Annotated in this window: 24 protein-coding genes; 4 read left to right on the forward strand and 20 right to left on the reverse strand. The window is 42.0% G+C overall.

The features are described 5' to 3' along the window. Positions 1-419 precede the first annotated feature (419 nt). The 6 genes from ACFIKE_RS03845 to ACFIKE_RS03870 form a co-directional block, all read right to left on the reverse strand. Complete coding sequence (locus ACFIKE_RS03845) at positions 420-1,163, reverse strand: lambda exonuclease family protein (protein WP_375626382.1); 744 nt, start codon at positions 1,161-1,163, stop codon at positions 420-422. A gap of 66 nt (positions 1,164-1,229) precedes the next feature. Further along, complete coding sequence (locus ACFIKE_RS03850) at positions 1,230-1,388, reverse strand: hypothetical protein (protein ID WP_375648435.1); 159 nt, start codon at positions 1,386-1,388, stop codon at positions 1,230-1,232. Beyond that, the gene (locus tag ACFIKE_RS03855) at positions 1,381-1,539 is read right to left on the reverse strand and encodes a hypothetical protein (RefSeq protein WP_375648436.1); all 159 of its coding nucleotides are present in this window, start codon (positions 1,537-1,539) and stop codon (positions 1,381-1,383) included. The genes ACFIKE_RS03850 and ACFIKE_RS03855 overlap by 8 nt, the downstream gene beginning before the upstream one ends. Before the next feature lie 566 nt (positions 1,540-2,105). Beyond that, positions 2,106-2,294 (reverse strand): hypothetical protein, encoded by a 189-nt coding sequence (locus ACFIKE_RS03860; protein WP_375626388.1) that lies wholly within the window; start codon positions 2,292-2,294, stop codon positions 2,106-2,108. Between the two features lie 2 nt (positions 2,295-2,296). Further along, the gene (locus tag ACFIKE_RS03865; protein WP_375626389.1) at positions 2,297-2,686 is read right to left on the reverse strand and encodes a hypothetical protein; all 390 of its coding nucleotides are present in this window, start codon (positions 2,684-2,686) and stop codon (positions 2,297-2,299) included. Positions 2,687-2,998: 312 nt separating this feature from the next. Next, entirely contained in the window at positions 2,999-3,316 is a 318-nt protein-coding gene (locus ACFIKE_RS03870) for an XRE family transcriptional regulator (protein ID WP_375625349.1), read from the reverse strand. A 416-nt stretch (positions 3,317-3,732) separates the two neighbouring features. On the opposite strand from ACFIKE_RS03870, the gene ACFIKE_RS03875 reads away from it, so the two are divergent. Beyond that, the gene (locus tag ACFIKE_RS03875) at positions 3,733-4,800 is read left to right on the forward strand and encodes a DUF1376 domain-containing protein (protein WP_375648437.1); all 1,068 of its coding nucleotides are present in this window, start codon (positions 3,733-3,735) and stop codon (positions 4,798-4,800) included. A 680-nt stretch (positions 4,801-5,480) separates the two neighbouring features. Next, positions 5,481-8,072 (forward strand): toprim domain-containing protein, encoded by a 2,592-nt coding sequence (locus ACFIKE_RS03880; protein ID WP_375648438.1) that lies wholly within the window; start codon positions 5,481-5,483, stop codon positions 8,070-8,072. Here ACFIKE_RS03880 and ACFIKE_RS03885 read toward each other — a convergent pair. The 6 genes from ACFIKE_RS03885 to ACFIKE_RS03910 are packed head-to-tail and all read right to left on the reverse strand — an operon-like array spanning position 8,069 to position 11,578. Continuing rightward, entirely contained in the window at positions 8,069-8,581 is a 513-nt protein-coding gene (locus ACFIKE_RS03885; protein ID WP_375648439.1) for a hypothetical protein, read from the reverse strand. The genes ACFIKE_RS03880 and ACFIKE_RS03885 overlap by 4 nt on opposite strands. Before the next feature lie 3 nt (positions 8,582-8,584). Continuing rightward, on the reverse strand, positions 8,585-9,268 hold the full coding sequence (locus ACFIKE_RS03890; protein ID WP_375648440.1) for a hypothetical protein: 684 nt from the start codon (positions 9,266-9,268) through the stop codon (positions 8,585-8,587). Positions 9,269-9,324: 56 nt separating this feature from the next. Beyond that, complete coding sequence (locus tag ACFIKE_RS03895) at positions 9,325-9,918, reverse strand: hypothetical protein (protein ID WP_375648441.1); 594 nt, start codon at positions 9,916-9,918, stop codon at positions 9,325-9,327. Between the two features lie 58 nt (positions 9,919-9,976). After that, positions 9,977-10,300 (reverse strand): hypothetical protein, encoded by a 324-nt coding sequence (locus ACFIKE_RS03900; protein ID WP_375648442.1) that lies wholly within the window; start codon positions 10,298-10,300, stop codon positions 9,977-9,979. 56 nt (positions 10,301-10,356) lie between these two features. Then, positions 10,357-10,950 (reverse strand): hypothetical protein, encoded by a 594-nt coding sequence (locus ACFIKE_RS03905; RefSeq protein ID WP_375648441.1) that lies wholly within the window; start codon positions 10,948-10,950, stop codon positions 10,357-10,359. Between the two features lie 58 nt (positions 10,951-11,008). Beyond that, positions 11,009-11,578 carry a hypothetical protein gene (locus tag ACFIKE_RS03910; RefSeq protein WP_375648443.1) on the reverse strand — a complete coding sequence of 190 codons (570 nt, stop codon included), beginning with the start codon at positions 11,576-11,578 and terminating at the stop codon, positions 11,009-11,011. 87 nt (positions 11,579-11,665) lie between these two features. Here ACFIKE_RS03910 and ACFIKE_RS03915 point away from each other — a divergent pair, with 87 nt between their 5' ends. Then, entirely contained in the window at positions 11,666-12,235 is a 570-nt protein-coding gene (locus tag ACFIKE_RS03915) for a hypothetical protein (protein WP_375625340.1), read from the forward strand. A gap of 2,109 nt (positions 12,236-14,344) precedes the next feature. Here the strand turns inward: ACFIKE_RS03915 and ACFIKE_RS03920 are convergent. Continuing rightward, a complete protein-coding gene (locus tag ACFIKE_RS03920; protein ID WP_375648444.1) occupies positions 14,345-14,572 on the reverse strand; it encodes a hypothetical protein in 228 nt (75 codons plus the stop codon). Positions 14,573-14,824: 252 nt separating this feature from the next. Then, positions 14,825-15,172 carry a hypothetical protein gene (locus ACFIKE_RS03925; RefSeq protein ID WP_375648445.1) on the reverse strand — a complete coding sequence of 116 codons (348 nt, stop codon included), beginning with the start codon at positions 15,170-15,172 and terminating at the stop codon, positions 14,825-14,827. Between the two features lie 357 nt (positions 15,173-15,529). Here ACFIKE_RS03925 and ACFIKE_RS03930 point away from each other — a divergent pair, with 357 nt between their 5' ends. Next, the gene (locus ACFIKE_RS03930; protein ID WP_375626407.1) at positions 15,530-15,853 is read left to right on the forward strand and encodes a hypothetical protein; all 324 of its coding nucleotides are present in this window, start codon (positions 15,530-15,532) and stop codon (positions 15,851-15,853) included. A 265-nt stretch (positions 15,854-16,118) separates the two neighbouring features. Here the strand turns inward: ACFIKE_RS03930 and ACFIKE_RS03935 are convergent, their stop codons facing one another. The 6 genes from ACFIKE_RS03935 to ACFIKE_RS03960 form a co-directional block, all read right to left on the reverse strand. After that, positions 16,119-16,427, reverse strand: a complete 309-nt coding sequence (locus ACFIKE_RS03935; protein WP_375648446.1) for a hypothetical protein — start codon at positions 16,425-16,427, stop codon at positions 16,119-16,121. 481 nt (positions 16,428-16,908) lie between these two features. Next, positions 16,909-18,072: a DUF6990 domain-containing protein gene (locus tag ACFIKE_RS03940; RefSeq protein WP_375648447.1), complete on the reverse strand. Its 1,164-nt coding sequence runs from the start codon at positions 18,070-18,072 to the stop codon at positions 16,909-16,911. 17 nt (positions 18,073-18,089) lie between these two features. Then, positions 18,090-18,461, reverse strand: a complete 372-nt coding sequence (locus tag ACFIKE_RS03945) for a hypothetical protein (protein WP_375625336.1) — start codon at positions 18,459-18,461, stop codon at positions 18,090-18,092. Between the two features lie 806 nt (positions 18,462-19,267). Continuing rightward, positions 19,268-19,552, reverse strand: coding sequence for a hypothetical protein (locus ACFIKE_RS03950; RefSeq protein ID WP_375648448.1), 285 nt, complete (start codon positions 19,550-19,552; stop codon positions 19,268-19,270). A 345-nt stretch (positions 19,553-19,897) separates the two neighbouring features. Then, positions 19,898-20,056, reverse strand: coding sequence for a hypothetical protein (locus tag ACFIKE_RS03955; RefSeq protein ID WP_375648449.1), 159 nt, complete (start codon positions 20,054-20,056; stop codon positions 19,898-19,900). Positions 20,057-20,138: 82 nt separating this feature from the next. Continuing rightward, positions 20,139-20,675, reverse strand: a complete 537-nt coding sequence (locus ACFIKE_RS03960; protein ID WP_375648450.1) for a hypothetical protein — start codon at positions 20,673-20,675, stop codon at positions 20,139-20,141. Positions 20,676-20,802: the final 127 nt, after the last annotated feature.

The raw sequence follows: 20,802 nt of genomic DNA on the forward strand, positions 1-20,802 counted from the left end.
GTGGTAGAGCACTCCCTTGGTAAGGGAGAGGTCGAGAGTTCAATCCTCTCTCGCAGCACCATTTTATTCTTCTTTTGTTTATTCTTCTCTTACCCCTCTCCTCTTTTTCTGCAAACACCAATCACCTCCATTGAATCCTCCATCAACGAAAATATCATACGCAGCACTCTCTCAGTAAGAAAAGCTCTTGCCTTATTTATTGGTGCCTCCCTAACACTCAACATAAAAGCTCCCAGAACAACAAGGTGCTCAATACGCCTAAATAAGCTTTAACGGTCTTAATTCCCCCTTCAAACATCTTCCTCCATTTTCCAACATGCTTTCATATTCATTCCAAGCTCCCTCCTTGCGCTTTCCTCAAACACCCCACTTTGCTTTTCCCCCTCTGCTCTTTCCTTTTTATAAAACTTTACCCCTCCTCAACGCTGTACAGATCCCTTTCTTGCCCGCCTCATTCTTGTGTTTCCCACCAACAGACGCTTTGCATTCGCTCCCCGCTCTCTGTTTTTCCTTTCCTTCAGAGCAATTTCTGTCCTTATACTAAAACCTGTCCCAACACACTTAATTTGCTGTACCATCTTCTCCAAAGCCTCATTAAAACGGCTAATTTCATTTTCCAGCTTGTAAATATACGCTTCATCACGATAAGCACGTTTAATCAAAGGTGGCATATCAGGCCAATAGAGCATTAAATCCACCCATTCGCGTTGAGAAATCCATAACCCTCCTTGACATTGTGCTTTATGTTCTGCTGGAAAAGTCTTTTGCATGAAATGAGGGATCAAAATTTCAGGTTTTTTTGTTTTAATTTCTAATAAGCCATTTTCTCCCACAAAAGCATCGGGAGAAAATCCTTGTCCGCGATCATCTGCCAAAACAAAGCCAATACATTCAGGTTCTGTATGCGTAAGTTTTGCATAGAGCTGTCGTGCGATTGGTTCTAATTCTGTCCCGCGTCGCTGAGAAACTGTTGTTCCTTCCTCAACGGTTTTTCCTGTAATTCTTTCTCCCGCCAATTTCATCATCACACTATGATATCGTGAAGTTTTTTGCCCCTGTTTTTTTTGTGCCATAACCATCTCAAACAAAGAAGCCGTAATCAAACCATTACGCACTTTCATCCATTCTTCTGTTCCCTGAACACAATCGATAATGATTGGCATAGTATTTCTCCCCTTCACCTTTAAAGTTTTTTTTGCAATATATTCTCTTTGAAACATTCACATTTTTTAAGCTGTATCCCTGTTTAAGCAGTGTCCCTCACACAGACTAAAAGCGACAGCATCCTTCAATGCATCCTTCAAGTATTGTGCCCCCGAAAACACAAAAACTGCCCCCCTCAACATCCCCCCCGCAGGTTTCTCAATTCCCCAATGAAACTCAGCCAACAGCTTTTCCCTTCGCAAAGCGCCCACAATTTCTCACATATAGGCTCTTTTCTTCATACCCCCCCCCTGTCTCATATCGGCTTCTCATATCGGCTAAAAAATTTCCCGCAAAACGCTCCCCCCCCAAGAAGGAAAACATAACGCGCATCATGGTCACCGCAATAAAAAAGCACTTGCCCTTTCATGAGTAAAATAATGCCCCCCCTTAACACGCAACACAAAAGCTCCCAGAACACACGTGTCCCAATACGTCTAAACAAGCTTTAACGGTCTTAATTCCCCCTTCAAACATCTTCCTCCATTTCCCAACATGCTTTCTATTCACTCCAAATCCCCTCTTGCTTTTCCTCCTCTGCTCTTTCCTTTTTATAAAACTTTGCCTCTGCTCAATGCTGTACTGCTTCTTCTCTTCCTCCTAAGCCTCATGTTCGTTCTACAACATGCTTTCTATTCACTCCAAGCCACTAATAGTTACCTCTCCCTCCATTTCCTCAATCCCCCCAATGTGAAACTCAGCCGACAGCTTTTCCCCTCGCAAAACGCCCACAATTTCTCACATATAGGCTCTTTTCTTCACACCCCCCTCTCTCTCATATCGGCTAAAAAATTTCCCGCAAAACGCTCCCCCCCCCCAAGAAGGAAAACATAACGCGCATCATGGTCACCGCAATAAAAAAGCATTTGGGCCCATCATTGCGGCTTCCTTTTTCAATCTAGCTATTGCACGACGGAAAAATCATGACGACAATATTCTTCCTCCAATTTTTTTACCATCAACAGAGCCACCTCTTGCGATATGAAAAGAATAGCGTTGTGTTTTTGTGGTTCGAGTCTGATTAAATTTCGCGCATTTCCAGCATAATAAAGTGGAATCCCTTGATAAGAAGTCTTGAGATAACTTGGCATGTTTACCACCAATAATCTGTCAAGACATCACATGGCCGTAAACGATGCTGTTTTTCATAAGATCCATAGAGATTATCTTCATAATCGCAAGCCGCTCTTTCATTTAAACAAGCATGATAAGCTTCACTATTCAAAACGAAGGGCTGCAATGGCGTATTTTCTTCATTCATTTCATGATTTTCGACATAAAAATCAGCGATTTTTTCCGTAACATCTTCAGCATGAGAAGTTGTCAGATCGAGTCGTAAAACTCTATAAACAGTTTCACATTCTTCAATCAATTCGAGCACTTCTTCGATTTCGTCAATTGGTCCTTCATAAGTATCAGGATTTTCCTCTTCGCATAAAACGATAATGATTTCATCCTCTTTAACGAATGGAATATTTTTCATTATTTCCCCCTTTAGATAGTTGATAAAGCATAACCTTGTCTTGACAAGACTAAATATAGCGTTAGTCTTATATCCTCTATAGGAGAGATGTCAACCATTTTATCCTTCATAAAAGATATATTTTAAATCTCTGCGGGGTTCAAATGACATATGTAAATAAAAATCTATTATTCTTTGTTCCTCTCATGTCCCTTTGTTGTTCTCTATTTGTTCTTACTCGATTGCAATTATAAACACACAGGAGAGATAAAATGAGTGATATGATATTAATAAAATACTGGAGTCGTCTTGATTCAAAAGCACAGAAGGAAGTTATTTTGGAGCTTCGTCAACGGGTCGCCGCAAAAGAGTCAAAATCGCCTGCCTCTCTTGCGGAGAGAGTTTTGAAATAAGCTCTATAAATTCTTTATCTTCAGGGCTAGCCCCTTTACCGTAAAGAATATAATTCATACTGATATTAATTTCGTGACAAATTCGCGAAAGAGATTCGATTGTTGGTTCTTTTCCTTCAGAAAGAATAGAATGAAGGTACCCCGCACCTTTACCGGCAGAGAGGGAGATAGATCTTTTTGACCGCCCACTTTTTTCAAAAGCGATCCTTAATCTTTGACGCCAACCATCGATATTCATAATTTCACCATATAGCGCGTCTTTTTAAAAAAACACGTCCTTTTTATAAAACGAGCTTGCATTATCCTCTAAAAAGGATAAAATTAAGGAAACAAATTTTACTTTTTAGGGAGAAAATTTTTTTATTTTTGGATCATAAAAACACTTTAACCACCCTATAGGATATACAAAACCACCTCCCAAAGTTGCTGCCCAAAGCAGATACATTGAAAATGTGTGGTACTCTTTATTTTTTCCATCACCGCAATCTTAAATCGTAAGTTTGCATGCCCTTCAAGCACACCCAATCATTTATAAGCGTCGTAAAGAAGCCTCTCGTCATCATCGAACAGAGCCCAACACAACACAAGTTAAATCCTTATTTGCGCTTTTATCATCAATAAAAATGTATAAAAAAGAAGAAAGTAGATTGCAGTATGAAACACGCTAATCAACAAGAAACTCCTCATTATGAATCGTCTAGGCTTCCATATGTTTGTTGGTATCAAAATGACTTTCTAGGAGGCGTACGTGGGATGCGCGCACACGAAATTGGAATCTATACAATTCTTCTCAATGAAATGTATGCACGCGGCCGTCCTCTAGAAATATCGAAAGAACGTTTAGCGCGTCTTTGTGGTTGTGACAAGCGAACTTTTGTTAATGTTTTAGAAATGCTCATCCAAGAGGGTAAGATTTTAAATTTAGCCAATGGATTATGGAACAAGCGTTGCGAAAATGTTTTTCAAGAGCGTGAAAAATTGCTTGAACAAAAATCCTTTGCGGGTCGTTCTTCGGCAAAAAAACGCAAGAAAATCAATGCTGAGATTCAACAACTGCTTAACGAGAGTACAAAAGATGCTGCACAAAGCTCAGAAGCTCAAAAGACAGAAGAAAAGGAAACACCTTACGGTGTTTTAGAAAAGAAAATTTTGTTTGATGAGACAGAACCTTGTTTTTCCTGCGAAGAGAACTTTGAACAAAGCGATCACCCATCACCCTCATCGGCTCTTGATTCTGCTCTCCCTTCCCCTCCACAAGAAGAAGCGGAGCAAAAAAACGCCCCCTCTTTAAACGCTCCCCAAACCGATTTTGCCCCTGCCCCTATTGCACAAATTGTCACGGAGGAAAAAACAAAATCCGCCACCACACTCCCACCCAGCCTCTCTGTATCCATTCCGCCTTCTTCCAACAAAAAACCCACTGCCTCAGTTGCCAAAGGGCATCGCCTTCCTGAGCATTGGCAAGCAGACATCAAGGCAGCAGTTTCAGAAGGTTTAAGTGAAAGCCAAGCTCATTGGCAAGAAAAGAAGTTTCGCGACTATTGGCAAGCCAAAAGCGGCAAAGAAGCTCTCAAAGTAGACTGGCAAGCCACATGGCGCAACTGGTTTCGCCGTGAAATCGAACGGCTAGAACAGCAAAAACAGGGGAGCTCCTCATCTTTCATCTCTGAGAACAACGACATGCTTTACCGCAGTTTGATCAACTATAGCGACAATTTTTGACATCACACGAACAACCTATTTTTCAAGCACGCGCGGAGAAAAAAAATGTTTCAAAACCATAAAAATAATAACAAAAACAACAATGAAATAAGCTCTTCATACAGCAAAACGAGCCAACATCACCCCTACTACTCTCACCACAAAAGTGTTCGCCCTACACAAGCCCATCTCTTGCACGCAAAGGAACACAAAAGCTCTCCAGCCTCTGTGTATCCATCCCGCCTTCTTCCAACAAAAACCCCACTGCCTCACAATTGCCCAAGAGCACCGTCTTCCATGCACTTGGCAAATAGTTATCAACGCGGCAGTTTCAGAAACTTTCAGCAAAGATCATACCCTTCAAACAAGGCTCGCCAGCCTCTCTGTATCCACCTCCTCTTTCTCGAGCAACACCCTTCTTCCAATTACCGCCCTTTCCAAAGAGCACCGGCTTTCTGAACATTGGCAAACAGACATCAACAGAGCCATTTCAGAAGGTTTGAGTAAAAGCCAACCCCATTAGCAAAGCCAAGAAGTTTGGCGACTATTGGCAAGAAAAGAGCGACAAAGAAGCGCTCAAAGTAGACTGGCAAGCCCCATAGCACCACAGATTTCACGATCAGATCGAACGGTGAGAACAGCAAAAGAGAGTCCTTATCTCCTACATCTTAAGAAAAACAACAATCATATCACGAATAACCATGAGCACAATTTTTGAAATCAAACAAAAACTTATCTCACAAGCCGATAGAATAGCAGAAATGCTTCTTCCCCAAGGGCACAAACGAGGCAACAATTGGATTGTAGGCAACACACGTGGTGAAGCGGGTCAAAGTTTATCAATTTGCTTGAGTGGGAGTAAAGCAGGACTTTGGTATGACTTTGCAGAAGGCACTGGAGGAGATCTTTTAGATCTTTGGTGTGAAGTCAAAGGCATTAGCCTCTCTCAAGCATTAGAAGAAGCACGTGCGACTCTCAATCTGACACGCCCCAAACCCTTTATGGTCCCTCATCGTTCCTATCGCCGTCCACCGGTTCCTAAAGGGCAGACCCCGCAAAATCTGGTAAAAAACTATCTCCACAAAGAACGCCACATTCCTCTAGAGGTTATAAAGCGCTACCGCATAGGAGAAAATGGTGACAAAATCATTTTCCCCTTTTATAAACCCGACGGCACCCTTGCTTTAGTCAAAGAACGGCTCGCGCAAGCAGGAGCAAAAAGCAAACCAACAGCTTCCCAATGTGAACCGATTTTGTTTGGTTGGCAAGCCCTTTGCCCCACAGCCCCCCCCTCCACGCACGCACCTCAGCAAGCATCTCAGCAGGCACCTCAGCAGGCACCCCAAAACATCGCCACAACCAACCCCGCCTCCACACACACACCTCAGCAGGCATCCCAACACACACCTCAGCAGACATCCCAACACACATCCCAACACACACCTCAGCAGGCGCCCCAAAACACATCCCAACACACACCCCAGCAGGCGCCCCAAAACACACCTCAGCAGGTACCCTCAACCAACCCCGCCTCCACGCACACACCTCAGCAGGCATCCCAACACACCGCCACAACCAACTACCCCTCCACACACACACCTCAGCAGGCATCTCAGCACGCACCTCAGCAGGCATCCCAACACACCCCCCAGCAGGTACCCTCAACCAACCCCGCCTCCACGCACACACCTCAGCAGGCATCTCAGCACGCACCTCAGCAGGCATCCCAAAACACCGCCACAACCAACCACCCCTCCACACACACACCTCAGCAGGCATCCCAACACACACCTCAGCAGACATCCCAACACACACCTCAGCAGGCGCCCCAAAACACCGCCACAACCAACTACCCCTCCACGCAAGCACCCCAAAACACACCCCAGCAGGTACCCTCAACCAACCCCGCCTCCACGCACACACCTCAGCAGGCATCCCAACACACCGCCACAACTAACTACCCCTCCACACAAGCGCCCCAAAACACCGCCACAACCAACCACCCCTCCACGCACGCACCTCAGCAAGCATCTCAGCAGGCACCCACGCACGCGTCCCAACAGGCGCCATTCCCCACGCTTTCTTCAACAAACCGTACCATTGTTATCACTGAAGGAGAAATTGATGCGCTTTCCTTAGCCGCCTATGGATATCCGGCGGTTTCTGTTCCCTTTGGAGGAGGAAGTGGAGGCAAACACAACTGGATTGAAAATGAATTTGATCATTTAGAATCTTTTGAAACAATTTTTTTAGCCACCGATATGGATCCGCCCGGAGAAGAAGCAGCCCGTGAAATTGCCAGCAGGCTTGGACGTCACCGTTGCTACCGTGTCCGTTTACCCCGCAAAGATGCCAATGATTGTTTAACCGCAGGGATTGATAGCGCCACCATAAAAGCCGCCTTTTCCTCAGCACAAAGCTTTGCACCAGAAGGTTTACGGCGCGCCTCAGACTATAAAGATCAAGTGATTGGGCTTTTTTGGCCAGAGCCTGAAAAACATCTTGGTTATACGGTTCCCTATCCTAAACTGCAGGACAAATTGCATTTCCGCCCAGCAGAATTAACGCTCTGGAGTGGTGCGAGTGGTGCAGGTAAAAGCCAATTGTTATCAGACTGTATTCCCCATTGGATTGCACAAAAGAGTCGCCTTTGCTTAGCGTCTCTAGAAATGAAAGGAGAACAATCACTCCGCCGTTTAACCAAACAAACGGGCGGCTTAGAACAGCCTACAAAAGAAACGATTGAACGGATTCTTCATTTTTTAGACGAAGGGCTTATTCTTTATGAACATGTTGGCAAATCAAGCGTAGATACCTTGCTTGAAGTCTTTGACTATTGCCGTGCGCGCTATGGCTGCGATCAATTTATCATCGACAGTTTGATGCGGCTTGGCATTGCCTCTGATGATTATGCAAGACAAGAACAAGCCGTTTATAAAATGGTTGATTGGGCTGTTTTAAACAGTGTGCATATTCACCTTGTCGCCCATGCCCGCAAAGGCGGTCTGGATAAAGATATCCCCAGCACAGAAGACATTAAAGGCGCCTCAGAAATTGGTGCCAATGCCTTTAACATTATCACCATTTGGCGCAATCGGTCGTTGGAAGATAAAATCTTTGCCGCCTCTCTAGCACAAGAAAAAGCAGATTTAGCCAAACGCCCCGGCGTCATTATGAATATTGCCAAACAACGTTCTGGTGATTTTGAAGGAAAAATAGGGCTCTGGTTTGATCCCCAAACCTACCGCTATCGCTGTTCTTTTGAACAATCATTCCCTCGACGTTATCTTTAATGCTCCATAAACCCCACTCTCTTAAAAAACGTCTCCGCCTTCACACGCGCACGCCTTGCGCCCACATAAACAACAGGAAGGATAAATCCACAAATGATAAAAAACACCCAATCCTTCGCAAACCAAAGCCAGCCCAACCCCATATTCTCTGCTCCCAAACGCAAACAAAAAAAGGTCGCTCCAACAACAGCGCAAAACACCACCCCTTTCAATAGCCACAAACAACGCGTCACCACCCCATCTTGCCGCCCCCTCATATGCAAAATCAAGAACCACTCCAACACTACAGCAAACACGATCCCTATCAAGGACAATAGTCCCCACGGTATATCCATACTCTCCATTCCCTCAAGAGCCAAAAAAAGGACGACTCCTAAAATGCAGTAAAACAGCACTTCCTTCAAAAAGAGGGAAACACCAACAACAGCAAAAAAAACAAATCGTTCGACATCAATATCCAAAATAACCCACAGTAAAATTAAAGACCACACCCATGGAGAAAAAAACACCAGCTACCTCAAGAACCAAGCCCATAGAACACGCGCACACCTTGCTCCCTCACAAACAAAAGGAAGGGTAAATCCAAAAATGAATAAAAACACCCAATCCTTCGAGAACCAAAGCCAGCTCAACCCTAGATTCTCTGCTCCCAGACGGGTAAAACAAAGAATTAGTGCCAAAATGCAGCAAAACAGCACAAAATTCAAAGCACGCAACAACCTCTGTAACACCGTATCACTTTGCTCGCGTATAAAGAACCCCAAGAGCACTTTTAACAATACAGACAAGAGCAATCCCTTTAAGAATACTGCCCTTATGCTATCCATATCTCTGACGCCCACAGCAGCAAACCACAGGATAAAGCCCATCATGCAACAAAACATGCCCGCCTTTAAGAACACTTGCCCCGCCACAGGCATACTCTTGACACCCAGATGCACCAAACCAAGGACAGTTGCAAAAATGCAAGAAAACACCGCCCCCTTCAAGAGCAGCTCTCCGTCAACAGCGCGCCTGCCCACGCCCACATAAATAAAACCAAGGTAGGTAGCAACAACGCCATAAAGCACCACCCATCTCCAAAACACCCACTCTGTAACAGAGCGACGCTTTGCTCCCACATAAATAAAAATCAAGGCAAGAGCAAAAAAGCAGAAAAACCCCAACCACTGCCAAAACATCACATCGTTCGACATCAAATACCCCTCACAGAAAGAACATCAAAGACCACGCCCGTGGGAAAGAAAAATGCTCATTTTTTTAAGCACCACCCCAACAGTACACGCATACACCGTATCCCCTCCAAAGCAAAAAAAGGAACAAGTCCAATAGTGCCCGCAAACACCCCATTGTTAAAGATCACAAACCAGCGAACCCCCATATGCTTAGCGCCCACATGCGCCAATCCAACAACAGCTCCAACAACGCCGCAAAACACCAGAAACCTCAAAAAAGACACCCCACGCGATATCCCCTTACCCCGCACCCTCATAAGCAAAACCAAGGACAGGTCCAGCAATGCAACAAACACCGCTCCTATCACTAAAAATTCCCACGATATATCAAAACGCTTCACTCCCTTATAAGCAAAGCCAAGAACCACTACAGCAATGGCGCAAAACACCACAGCCTTGAAAAACACGCCCCACGATACAGTCTTACGGTCTGCTCCCACAACAATAAAACAAAGGGTCGCTCCAGCAATGCAAGAAATCTCCACCCCCTGCCAAAACACCTCCCACGTCATAACCGGTCGCCCCGCATCCTCATAAGCAAAACCAAGGACCAAGCCAATAACGCAGAAAAACGCCAGCCCCTTCAAAAACATGTCCCGCGCAACCACCATACGCCCCGCTCCTTTATTAAGTAAAAATCAGAGACCATGCCAAAAATGCAGAAAAAGATCAATCCTTTTCAAAGAATGAAAGCCTAAACCCCAAACGCTTTGCTCCTAGACAAATAAGCCCAAGGATAAGACCAAAGACAACGCCAAAAAGAATGTTAAACACCCACTTGTTTGAGAACCACACCCAAGTCAAACCAAAGTGCTCGGCTTGCGCATAAACAAACTTAGAGACAGCGATAATAATGAAGCTCAACGCCAAATTTTTTAAAAAAGCCTTCCTTGTAACCCCAAAAGACCTCATTGCCGCATAAATAGAAACAAAGACAAGAGCAACAAAGCAGAAAAACCCCAACCACTGCCAAAACATCACATCGTTCGACATCAAATACCCCTCACAGAAAGAACATCAAAGACCACGCCCGTGGGAAAGAAAAATGCTCATTTTTTTAAGCACCACCCCAACAGTACACGCATACACCGTATCCCCTCCAAAGCAAAAAAAGGAACAAGTCCAATAGTGCCCGCAAACACCCCATTGTTAAAGATCACAAACCAGCGAACCCCCATATGCTTAGCGCCCACATGCGCCAATCCAACAACAGCTCCAACAACGCCGCAAAACACCAGAAACCTCAAAAAAGACACCCCACGCGATATCCCCTTACCCCGCACCCTCATAAGCAAAACCAAGGACAGGTCCAGCAATGCAACAAACACCGCTCCTATCACTAAAAATTCCCACGATATATCAAAACGCTTCACTCCCTTATAAGCAAAGCCAAGAACCACTACAGCAATGGCGCAAAACACCACAGCCTTGAAAAACACGCCCCACGATACAGTCTTACGGTCTGCTCCCACAACAATAAAACAAAGGGTCGCTCCAGCAATGCAAGAAATCTCCACCCCCTGCCAAAACACCTCCCACGTCATAACCGGTCGCCCCGCATCCTCATAAGCAAAACCAAGGACCAAGCCAATAACGCAGAAAAACGCCAGCCCCTTCAAAAACATGTCCCGCGCAACCACCATACGCCCCGCTCCTTTATTAAGTAAAAATCAGAGACCATGCCAAAAATGCAGCAAAAGATCAATCCTTTTCAAAGAATGAAAGCCTAAAACCAAGACGCCTTGCTCCTAAACCAATAAGCCCAAGAATAACGCCAAAGACAACGCCAAAAAGAATGTTAAACACCCACCTGTTTGAGAACCACACCCAAGTCAAACCAAAGTGCTCGGCTTGCGCATAAATAAAATCAATGACAGCAGCAAAAATGAAGCTCAACAACACCATCTTGAAGAACAAACCCTGATTTACACCACGCCGCTGCATTACTTCATAACCAAACATAAGGAAAATGCCGGGAGTGCCATAAAATACCACAGCCCGTAAAAATACGCCCCACGTCATCCCCAACGCCTTCATTTCCATATAAACAGACACAAAGACAAAAACCGCAATGCAGAAAAATACCAATCTTTTCAAAGACAAAACACCGCGCAACATCATGCCACTCCCCATCAAGCCATTCAAGGAAAATCCACCATGCAACAAAACACCCCTCTTTTCAAGAGCCAAATCCATGGGGCTCCCCCACACAAGCGCAACAGTCCAAATCACCCCCAAGAGCGCATACCCAACACGCACACTCCAACACATGTCTTCCTCTCATCCCCCTCTTTTACCTAGAGCAAGCAACATTTTTTAAAAAACGAGAAGCAAAGTTAAAATTTTTAAGGAGATGCTATGACCCATCACGAGAAAAAAAATACACAAACCTGCCCGCTTGATCATCAAAATCAAGGAAAGCACATTGGTCATTTAAAGACGCAAGAAATTGCTGTTGAAACGCGTAATCCTTATTTTAAACCCAATCATCCAGAAAGTTCCAGCAATCCGCGCACCATCAATGCCATTGCCAATACACAAAGCCATCCCATTGCACTTTTATATGCGAAAGGACATCTCAGCAAAGCCCAATATAAAGCGGCAGAACGTTTTTATTTTTACTGGCGTCAAAGTCAAGCCGATCTCCACATGAGCCTTGACTATACCCGTGAAAAGGTTTCCTGTAGCCAAGGGTACACACACCCCATTGAACGTCAAATAGAAGCCTCCAATCATTTAAGAACAATCAAAGTTCAACTGGGTATTCTTGGCTATTCACTGCTTGAACGCGTTATCGGCTATGGACAAGCAATCAAAGAATTAAATTCTTCAAAACGCAAACAAAATTCCCTTGCCGATCATTTACGAGATTGTTTAGACTTGCTCGCATTTCATTGGGGATATGCAAACCATAAACATTCTGAATAATCCCCTCCTCGCCATTCAAATCTGCCTCCCATGTTGCTGCGCCTTCTAAAGCCCCCCACACCGCTTAATCATCCAGCAGCTCTCCCCAACCTCTTCCACCACTTCACCCCTCACACCCAAAAGGACAATACTTCACTCCACACCCACTCAAGATACACTCCACACCCTTAAAAACAAAAACCCTGCTCCCACACCAGTCCTGTAATCATGAGGTTCTTTTAAGTTTATTCGTGCTTATTGAAGAATAAGTTTTGTTTAAGATGCTTGCATGCATCATAACAGCTTTAAATACAGTTTATTTAAATACAATTTAATTGTTTAATTAATGTCGAGTCTCAAAATAAATATTCAATTGAAAAAGTATTCATTAATTTTTAATGCAAAATGACAAAATTTTCTTTTTTGTAAAAAGTATTTTTTATATTGATATATTTTGAATTCTCTGCTAATTTTAGTGTAATAGTTTTGTAAGTATGAATTTGTGGATTGGATACGGTCTTTTAAATTCATTTTTTTAACATGTCCTACAAGCCAATGTTAAAATTCTCCTGCTTTTAGTCCTCTGATTACAACGGAGGACTTTTTTTTATGACTGTACTTTTTTATAACTGTATTGTCTTAAATCACTCTCTTATGAGCTTTGTTATATTCCTCCATAAAATCTCCCCGCAAACTAGATCATTCTTTTATCAAGTTGGCTTGCGTTCGATCCTCAAAGAACAAAGGTTCTTAACCCAATCTGATCTACAAACAGCTTGGATAGACTTCACTCTTGGTTTTCCATTCACTCTTTGTTTTCTATTCAGGGATTTTCAGCTGAACTCAAGATGCAACACGAGCAAGCTCTGCCCTAAAGATTCACCACGCCCTTTAAAAAACACTTCAATATATCCAAAGCGCCGGCTGGCTCTCATATCACCAAACCGCAAATGACAGTGTTTTACGACATAACAGAATGACTTATGTTTGACGACTTTCTTTATCCTGTAGCCCACCAACCGGTTGATGTATCATGGCACCATTTTGATTTATAATTATAATCGCGCGTTATTCATATTAAAATTAAGCGACCCGAGTATCATAGGAATTGTCTCATTTCAAATTTATTTCATATTGCATCAATCAACAGCATATCTTTTGCACGTTACCAACATGAGAGACATATGAAATAACACACTTCGAAGATAAAAAAGCAAGATGCCTCTTATGAACACGCTCAAGAGCCAAAGGCTGTCATCCCATGAGATGCTAAAATAGTATGATAGTGCTGGCTTTCGCCTTATGCGATTTTAAAAAGGGCTGATCCACTTCACAAGAGATTTCTCCATTATCCCATTCACCAACATTATTGTGAGATAAGACAACATGAGTTTTTTAAACAAAGACATAAATGTGCAACACAAGTATATTCTGTTTGAAACATTTGGTTTGATGTGAGTCGCCTAAAACCCCATTAAAAAACTTGCATCCCCACGAGAAAAAACTAAAGCGTGAGGATAAAAACATGAGACAAGCGTGATTCCATTCAGCTATTGCTCTTTAACTGTCAAACCAAATAAAAAATAGATCCGGCCAAATAAAAAATAGATCCGGAAAGACGGAGTTTCATCTATAGCACTTCATATTCTTCTCAAATATGTTCATCTTCCTGCTTTAAGAGATAAACTAAAAAGATATACAACATCGCTCCTAACATCCCCCTCTTTCTAGCATCCCTCAAGAATCAAACGTTATACAGCTCATTTTGTCATATTATAAAGCATTGTTATTTTAATGCGGTGTTGAGGCAGTGAAAATAATTGAAGTGTTTAGCCACCGCCATTAGCGAAGCAAAAAAAACAAACTGTTGAAAAGCAGTGTAAATCTTGTGTAAACATAAAAAAAACAAGAAAAAGGCACAAAAATATCTTAATTTTTATAAAAATACTCAACGTCTTTTACGATTGTATTGACGAACAACCCTGATCACATAATCATCTTAAATATTGAGAATAAAAAATGAATAGCCCTACCCTAGCAAATACAGCAACCTACCAATATAAAATATAAAAAAAAATCTTTTGGTTATCTCTGTTTCTTATAGAATATGCCTTTCCCTATGGATGCACTCTAGCCTCCAAAGAGTGCATTCAATCCATGGAAAGGATGCACTCCAGCCCTCATAAAGAGTGCATCCTTCCCCTCAAACGGATACTGCCCAACCCTCATAAGGCAAGTATCCAAACTGTAGAGGATGCACTCCGCCCTCAAATAGAGTGCATCCTTCCCCTCAACGGATACTGCCCAACCCTCGATAAAGCAGTATCCAAACTGTAGAGGATGCACTCCAGCCCTCAAAAGAGTGCACCCTTCCCCTCAAACGGATACTGCCCAACCCTCATGAAAGCAGTATCCAAACTGTAGAGGATGCACTCCGCCTTCAAAAGAGTGCACCCTTCCCCTCAACGGATACTGCCCAACCCTCATGAAACAGTATCCAAACTGTAGAGGATGCACTCTAGCCCTCAAAAGAGTGCACCCTTCCCCTCAACGGATACTGCCCAACCCTCATGAAAGCAGTATCCAAACTGTAGAGGATGCACTCCGCCCTCATAAAGAGTGCACCCTTCCCCTCAACGGATACTGCCCAACCCTCATAAAAGCAGTATCCAAACTGTAGAGGATGCACTCCGCCCTCATAAAGAGTGCATCCTTCCCCTCAACGGATACTGCCCAACCCTCATAAAAGCAGTATCCAAACTGTAGAGGATGCACTCCAGCCCTCATAAAGAGTGCATCCTTCCCCTCAAAGATACTGCTCACCCTCGATAAAACAGTATCCAAACTGTAGAGGATGCACTCCGCCCTCAAAAAGAGTGCATCCTTCCCCTCAACGGATACTGCCCAACCCTCGATAAAACAGTATCCAAACTGTAGAGGATGCACTCCAGCCCTCATAAAGAGTGCATCCTTCCCCTCAACGGGTTTTACTCAACTTTCATCGTATTTCATTCTTATGAACCCTCATTTTATGAATCCTTAGTCAAAGGCACAAAAAAGAAGTTTGCTAGCAACTATTGTATCACCCACCTTATGGGATTCCACTTGCCTACAGAGCTTTCAAACTTTTTTACGCCTTCATAAAATCGAATCTGAAAGAATTCATTAAGGCAATTAAGGGTAAATTTTGTCAAAATATAGACAAACTTTATTCTTTTTTATGACTGTTGTATTTTTACTATAGTTATTTAAATCGAATTTATGTATGATACATATCGATATTTATTTATCGAAATAAATATAGGAGAAAAAACTATGAATATCAGATATTTTTTCATAGCGGGGGCAATTACAAGTGGTTTAGCTCTCGCGATTCAAAAATCTGATCGTATAGTCAATAAAGAACCCTCTCCTATTGTTGCACCTTATACTATTGAGAAAACAAATTTACAGTTTGTTAAACAAGTAAGGGACACATCGGATACATTGAATATACTGAGAGTCAGTAATAGAAGCGCCTCAGAACAAGCATCAATAAACGATATATACGAAAAAGGAAGAAGTTTATTGAATGCAATAGCTGGTTTTTTAGGATCAATTATTATATATTTTATACAATTGGTTTCCGCTAGAGTATAAGATACAAAAATTTCTTAAAATAAGGTTATATACATTTTGTGTGTATTGTAAAATTTAAATAAAAAGGCCCTTTTAAAATGGGGCCTTTTTTAGTTTAATTTTTCCGATGTTTTAATTTAATTTTTATTGTGTTTTTATTTGTTCAATATCACCGCCTTCAAAAATGACATTTTTTACTTGTCCCACATCTCAAATAATGAGGGCTTTTCCCTTAAGCTCCCCCCCATAGGCGCTTTAGTCAACGGACTTCCCCATAGCGCTTTAGTCAATGAGGGTCCACAATCCTTTTGTTCTTCTTGTTCTTCCAAAAAATTCTCCTATTTTCAAGAAAATGACCCTGCAACCCCACTTCAATAGGATTCATTTCAAAGCTTGAATGAACAAGGCTCCTAAAAATACGAAAACAACCCATATACCGCGCCCCCCTACAAGCAAAACCATTCTTTGAACTTCCTCGCAATTTCAAACGATAAAGTAAGTCCCAAGCGCTCACTCTAGGCTCTAAATCCCATGGGCTCTTATTCCCTTTAATCAATAATGATCCATAATCGGCTTTTCTTCCACTCAATGCCATCTTCAACACTGCTCCTTAGAGCAATATTTACGGACAACCCATAAAAGAGCACCAAAACACCTCAAAGGTAAAAAAGCTTAACACTACTCAAAAATGACATTTTCTACCCTTCCTCACATCTCAAATAATGAGGACTCTCCTTTTAAGCTCACCCCACAGCGCTTTAGTCGACAGAGCTTCCCTCCATAGGCGCTTTAGTCAATGGACTTCCCCCTCATAGCACTTGAATAAGCGATAATTTATGAGCATTTTCTAACAAAACAAAGGAACCGTCTTTAAGAAGATAGCAGAATTTATAATCAATTTTTCTCCCCTATTCTTGAGGATCAAGCCATTTTCAGTCTATTTTTTAAAATCTTGGCTATTATTCTTGATTTTTCGAGCACTTTATTTTGCTCTGGTATGAAAGGTGTGAAAGCGCCTCAATCATGGCGCTTTTCTTCTTTCAAATAAGGGTACTTTTCTTCAACAGGAGAATAAACTAATCAATTTTTATATCCATAAATGCGATTTCACCATCTTTGATATAAGTAATATCAGGAGCATGTTTTACCCCCTCTGCTTCAATCACGAGCTGTTCATCACTCACCCCTTCAAATCCTTGTTCCCTTAATTCTTGTTTTTTCTCCTCGACTAATTTTTTATGAAAAGCGCGTTTTTGATTACACGTATTAGGAGATCTCACTCTAAAAAGCTGATAGTCCATGGCTATAGACCACTTCTCAGCAACCCGTTCCAGCAGATCGTAACTGAACTTTGCTTCCCTTTTCACTTCTTGAGCGATCATTAAAGCGCGTTCCAAATGAACTTTTTCAATGGTTTCATCAAAGCCAAGCTTCTCCCCTGCCGTAAAACTTTCGTCATAAGAAGCTAAAGTCTCAACATCACCAAGTAAGGCAAGAGCAGCAAGATGCAGCAAAGCATAAGGTGCAAGCTCTATGTCATCATCCGGTGCCCAAGATAAAGAGTCTTTTTCCCAAGGAGGAATACCATATTGAGAGCGAAACATTTCATGCAAAGAATCACTTTCCATTGTCCATTTTAAAGTTTTATCGAGTGCTTTCTTTAAACGCTGGGCGCTCACTTTTTCTTCAAAAATTTCCAATCCATTGGGTACAAAATTCATAAATACTGTTGGCACAACCCCAGAATTATGAGGATTAATCGTCTGACAAGCCGCCGCAAAAATACCGCTCATAATTAAAAGTCCGCGATCAAAGGGCGAAAACTCTTCCACTCGTTGCTCGTTATAGAGAAACTGCACTTCACGATCTGGTAAAAAGAGGGTTGCCAAATAATCTCCCTTTCCCTCGATTTCCACCGACCATCCCAAGCTTTTTAAAAGCCCTGTTGCACTTTCTATCGTGAGAATTTCATCATCATCATAATCGGCAGAGAACTCTTTTTCCTTTAGTTGCAAACGCCTCTTCTGCACCACGGCTTCATCTTTCCAAAACTGCTGCGTTGCAAGATCATTTTCTTTAAGCACTCTTTCCAGCTCGCCTTTCACTTGGAAATTCATTTTCATCCGTTTAAAGACAGAGGTATAAAGAGCTAAAACAAGCATGATAATGATCATGCAAATAACAATCATCACCCAGAATCCGGGATCTAATAGAAGTACCGCTATAGGATCACTGTTCATTTTTCCCCTCTCAGTCTTTAAAAAAGCCCGTGCGACAGAGAGCTTATGTGCTCTCGCACCGAGATTGCTTCTTCTAGTTTCTGAATATTTTTGTACAACTCACCCGTCACTTTGGTGCGAAGCCATAACATCACCGGAATAAAAATAATAACACAAACCGTTATGATGTCCGTTGTTTTAAAGAGAACGGCATGCACAACATATTGCCACCCTGTCAGCTGCCAATTCAATACACCTGGTATTTCTATAACCATTTTCCACATGATAATGAGAACAGCAATAGCAAAGATAATTTTATAATCCTTTGCTGAGAGCAACACTTGCTGGAGCGAAAAAGAATGCGCTCCTTTATGCGTTTCTTGCTCTGATGCCCAATTTTGCTCCTTCATGTATTCCCCTCTCACTCTTTGAAAAGACCCGTGCGACAGAGAGCTTATTTGCTATCACACAGAGATTGCCTCTTCTCGTTTCTAGATCTTTTTTCCAATTTACGCATTATGATGATGCAAAACCCAAATACCACCGGAATAAAGAAAAGTACACAGGCCATTATGGTTTGCGTCATAATAAAAATAATAATATTCGTGGTACCTTGCTACCCTCTTACCTTCCTCACACCTCAAACAGTGAAGATTTTCAAACCACGCCAATCTGTAACCGATAGCCACAATTCAGCTTTTTTCCCAAAAATTCTCCTATTTTCAAGAAAATGACCCTACATCCCCTACATCATCGGATTTACTTCCAAATCTCTATGAAGCAGACTGAAAAACACAAAATACCATAAATTTTTGTATCAATATCACCATACTAAAACGCTGTTGAGGCTTAGCAAGTGCTTCTTAATTGGCAAAGACTACTTAAAAAGACAAAAAAACATCTCAAAGACAAAAGAGCTTAACACTACTTAAAAATGACATTTTTTACCCTTCCTCACATTTCAAACGATAAAGTAAGTCCCAAGCGCTCACTCTAGGCTCTAAACCCCATGGGCTCTCATGTAATAACGCTTTTATCAATACTAATCCATAATCGGCTTTTCTTTCACTCAATGCCACCCTCAACACTGCTCCTTAGAGCAATATTTACAGACACCTCATGAAAGAGCACCAAAAAACATCAGAGGCAAAATGGTATAGAGAGAAATCCCTATAAAGGCTGAATCTCTCATAATTTTTCATTATTTTTTTCCCTCTCATGACTTCTCAAACGCTGTATCCTGTTCTTGCAAGACGTTTTTCAGTTCTTTTCTTAAGCAGCAATACGTTCTCACCTGCTTAAAGACACCATAATAAAGTTGTAAAATCATCATAGGAATACAAGCAACCCACAGTGTCACGAACAGAAGCACGAGACCGAATATTGTAACAAGAATATCACTCCATTTTTCTCTATCGCCTTTTTTATACCAATCCTTTTGATCGGTTATTTTACCCCGTTGCTGGTTTATTTCTTTCAATTTTTGAGTATTTTTTCTCAACAAAAGCCACAATGTTATGAAAAGTATGTACAGAACTGGAAACAAGACCCAAACACACACTGTAATAACTTTCCAAAACGCACACAGAGAGAGAAAAGGGGTGTATCCTGCCACCCTGTCAAGTTCTCTTGGCTACCCAAGGATGGGAAAAATAAAATCCTGTTGCACAACTCAATAATGAGCGAGAGGAACCAAATGACAACACACTCTCGCACAGAAAAATAATCTTTCCCAGAAAAATAGCGTAGTTCATTATAAAATGCTGAATAAAATGCTGAATTTTTCCCCTTCATTGCTCTTCCTTTTTTTATGTAAAACGCATTTTTTTATCTCATGCCCGCTCTTTTAAGAACCACGAAAAGTGCGATGCATGGCGATTCCCTTATTTTCAACAAAACCCCCCAACTTTCTAAAAGCGCTATTGCCCTTCCCAATGATTAAGAGCATCCTCCTCATTACAAAAGAAAATAGACTCTCTTCTTTGCCTGATGATTTTCCAACCATCCCCTCTTCTCTATGTCACGAGAGCTTCTAAACATTGCCTCTTCCCCCTCACGATAGCTACAAAAGCGCCTTGTCACTCTCTTTATCTTACGCGTTTTAGTAGCCGTCTCATTCTACGATACTTTCTCACCTGCTTAAAGACACCATAATAAAGTTGTAAAATCCCCACGGGAATAGCAGCAAACCACACTGTCACGAACACAAGCACGAAACTGAATATTGTAACAAGAATATCGTCCATTTTCCACTTCACACTTTCTTTATATCGATCCTTTTGATCGGTTATTTTACCCCGTTGCTGATCTATTCCTTTCAATTTCCGAATATTTTTTACCAACAAACGCCGCAATATGAAGCAGAGTATAAACATAACTGGGAACAAGACCCAAACACACACTGTAATAACTTTCCAAAACGCATACAGAGAGAGAAAAAGAGGTGTATCCCACCACCCTGTCAAGTTCTCTTTGCTACCCAAAGATGAGAGAAAGAAAATCCTGTTCCATAGCTCAATAATGAGGGAGAGGAAACAAATGACAACATGCTCTTGCACAGAAAAATAATCTTTCTCGAAAAAATGGCGCAGTCCATTATAAAATGCTGAATTTTTCCCCTTCATTGCTCTTCCTTTTTTTATGAAAAACGCATTTTTTTATCTCATGCCCGCTCTTTTAAGAACCACGAAAAGTGCGATGCATGGCGCTTGCCTTATTTTCAACAAAAAACCCAAACTTTCTAAAAGCGCG

The organism is Bartonella sp. MU70NMGDW, assembly GCF_042194085.1.
In the GTDB taxonomy this organism is placed as follows: Bacteria; Pseudomonadota; Alphaproteobacteria; order Rhizobiales; family Rhizobiaceae; genus Bartonella; species Bartonella grahamii.

Coding starts and splice junctions, on each gene's coding strand:
- ACFIKE_RS03925 (WP_375648445.1), bottom strand. CDS start 15,172: ATGAGGGCTGGAGTGCATCCTCTACAGTTTGGATACTGTTTTATCGAG.
- ACFIKE_RS03930 (WP_375626407.1), top strand. CDS start 15,530: ATGAATATCAGATATTTTTTCATAGCGGGGGCAATTACAAGTGGTTTA.
- ACFIKE_RS03955 (WP_375648449.1), bottom strand. CDS start 20,056: ATGGTTGGAAAATCATCAGGCAAAGAAGAGAGTCTATTTTCTTTTGTA.
- ACFIKE_RS03945 (WP_375625336.1), bottom strand. CDS start 18,461: ATGAAGGAGCAAAATTGGGCATCAGAGCAAGAAACGCATAAAGGAGCG.
- ACFIKE_RS03855 (WP_375648436.1), bottom strand. CDS start 1,539: ATGATGCGCGTTATGTTTTCCTTCTTGGGGGGGGAGCGTTTTGCGGGA.
- ACFIKE_RS03880 (WP_375648438.1), top strand. CDS start 5,481: ATGAGCACAATTTTTGAAATCAAACAAAAACTTATCTCACAAGCCGAT.
- ACFIKE_RS03870 (WP_375625349.1), bottom strand. CDS start 3,316: ATGAATATCGATGGTTGGCGTCAAAGATTAAGGATCGCTTTTGAAAAA.
- ACFIKE_RS03910 (WP_375648443.1), bottom strand. CDS start 11,578: ATGTGTTGGAGTGTGCGTGTTGGGTATGCGCTCTTGGGGGTGATTTGG.
- ACFIKE_RS03890 (WP_375648440.1), bottom strand. CDS start 9,268: ATGTCGAACGATGTGATGTTTTGGCAGTGGTTGGGGTTTTTCTGCTTT.
- ACFIKE_RS03895 (WP_375648441.1), bottom strand. CDS start 9,918: ATGGTGGTTGCGCGGGACATGTTTTTGAAGGGGCTGGCGTTTTTCTGC.
- ACFIKE_RS03935 (WP_375648446.1), bottom strand. CDS start 16,427: ATGGCATTGAGTGGAAGAAAAGCCGATTATGGATCATTATTGATTAAA.
- ACFIKE_RS03865 (WP_375626389.1), bottom strand. CDS start 2,686: ATGAAAAATATTCCATTCGTTAAAGAGGATGAAATCATTATCGTTTTA.
- ACFIKE_RS03900 (WP_375648442.1), bottom strand. CDS start 10,300: ATGTCGAACGATGTGATGTTTTGGCAGTGGTTGGGGTTTTTCTGCTTT.
- ACFIKE_RS03905 (WP_375648441.1), bottom strand. CDS start 10,950: ATGGTGGTTGCGCGGGACATGTTTTTGAAGGGGCTGGCGTTTTTCTGC.
- ACFIKE_RS03960 (WP_375648450.1), bottom strand. CDS start 20,675: ATGAAGGGGAAAAATTCAGCATTTTATAATGGACTGCGCCATTTTTTC.
- ACFIKE_RS03940 (WP_375648447.1), bottom strand. CDS start 18,072: ATGAACAGTGATCCTATAGCGGTACTTCTATTAGATCCCGGATTCTGG.
- ACFIKE_RS03860 (WP_375626388.1), bottom strand. CDS start 2,294: ATGCCAAGTTATCTCAAGACTTCTTATCAAGGGATTCCACTTTATTAT.
- ACFIKE_RS03875 (WP_375648437.1), top strand. CDS start 3,733: ATGAAACACGCTAATCAACAAGAAACTCCTCATTATGAATCGTCTAGG.
- ACFIKE_RS03915 (WP_375625340.1), top strand. CDS start 11,666: ATGACCCATCACGAGAAAAAAAATACACAAACCTGCCCGCTTGATCAT.
- ACFIKE_RS03845 (WP_375626382.1), bottom strand. CDS start 1,163: ATGCCAATCATTATCGATTGTGTTCAGGGAACAGAAGAATGGATGAAA.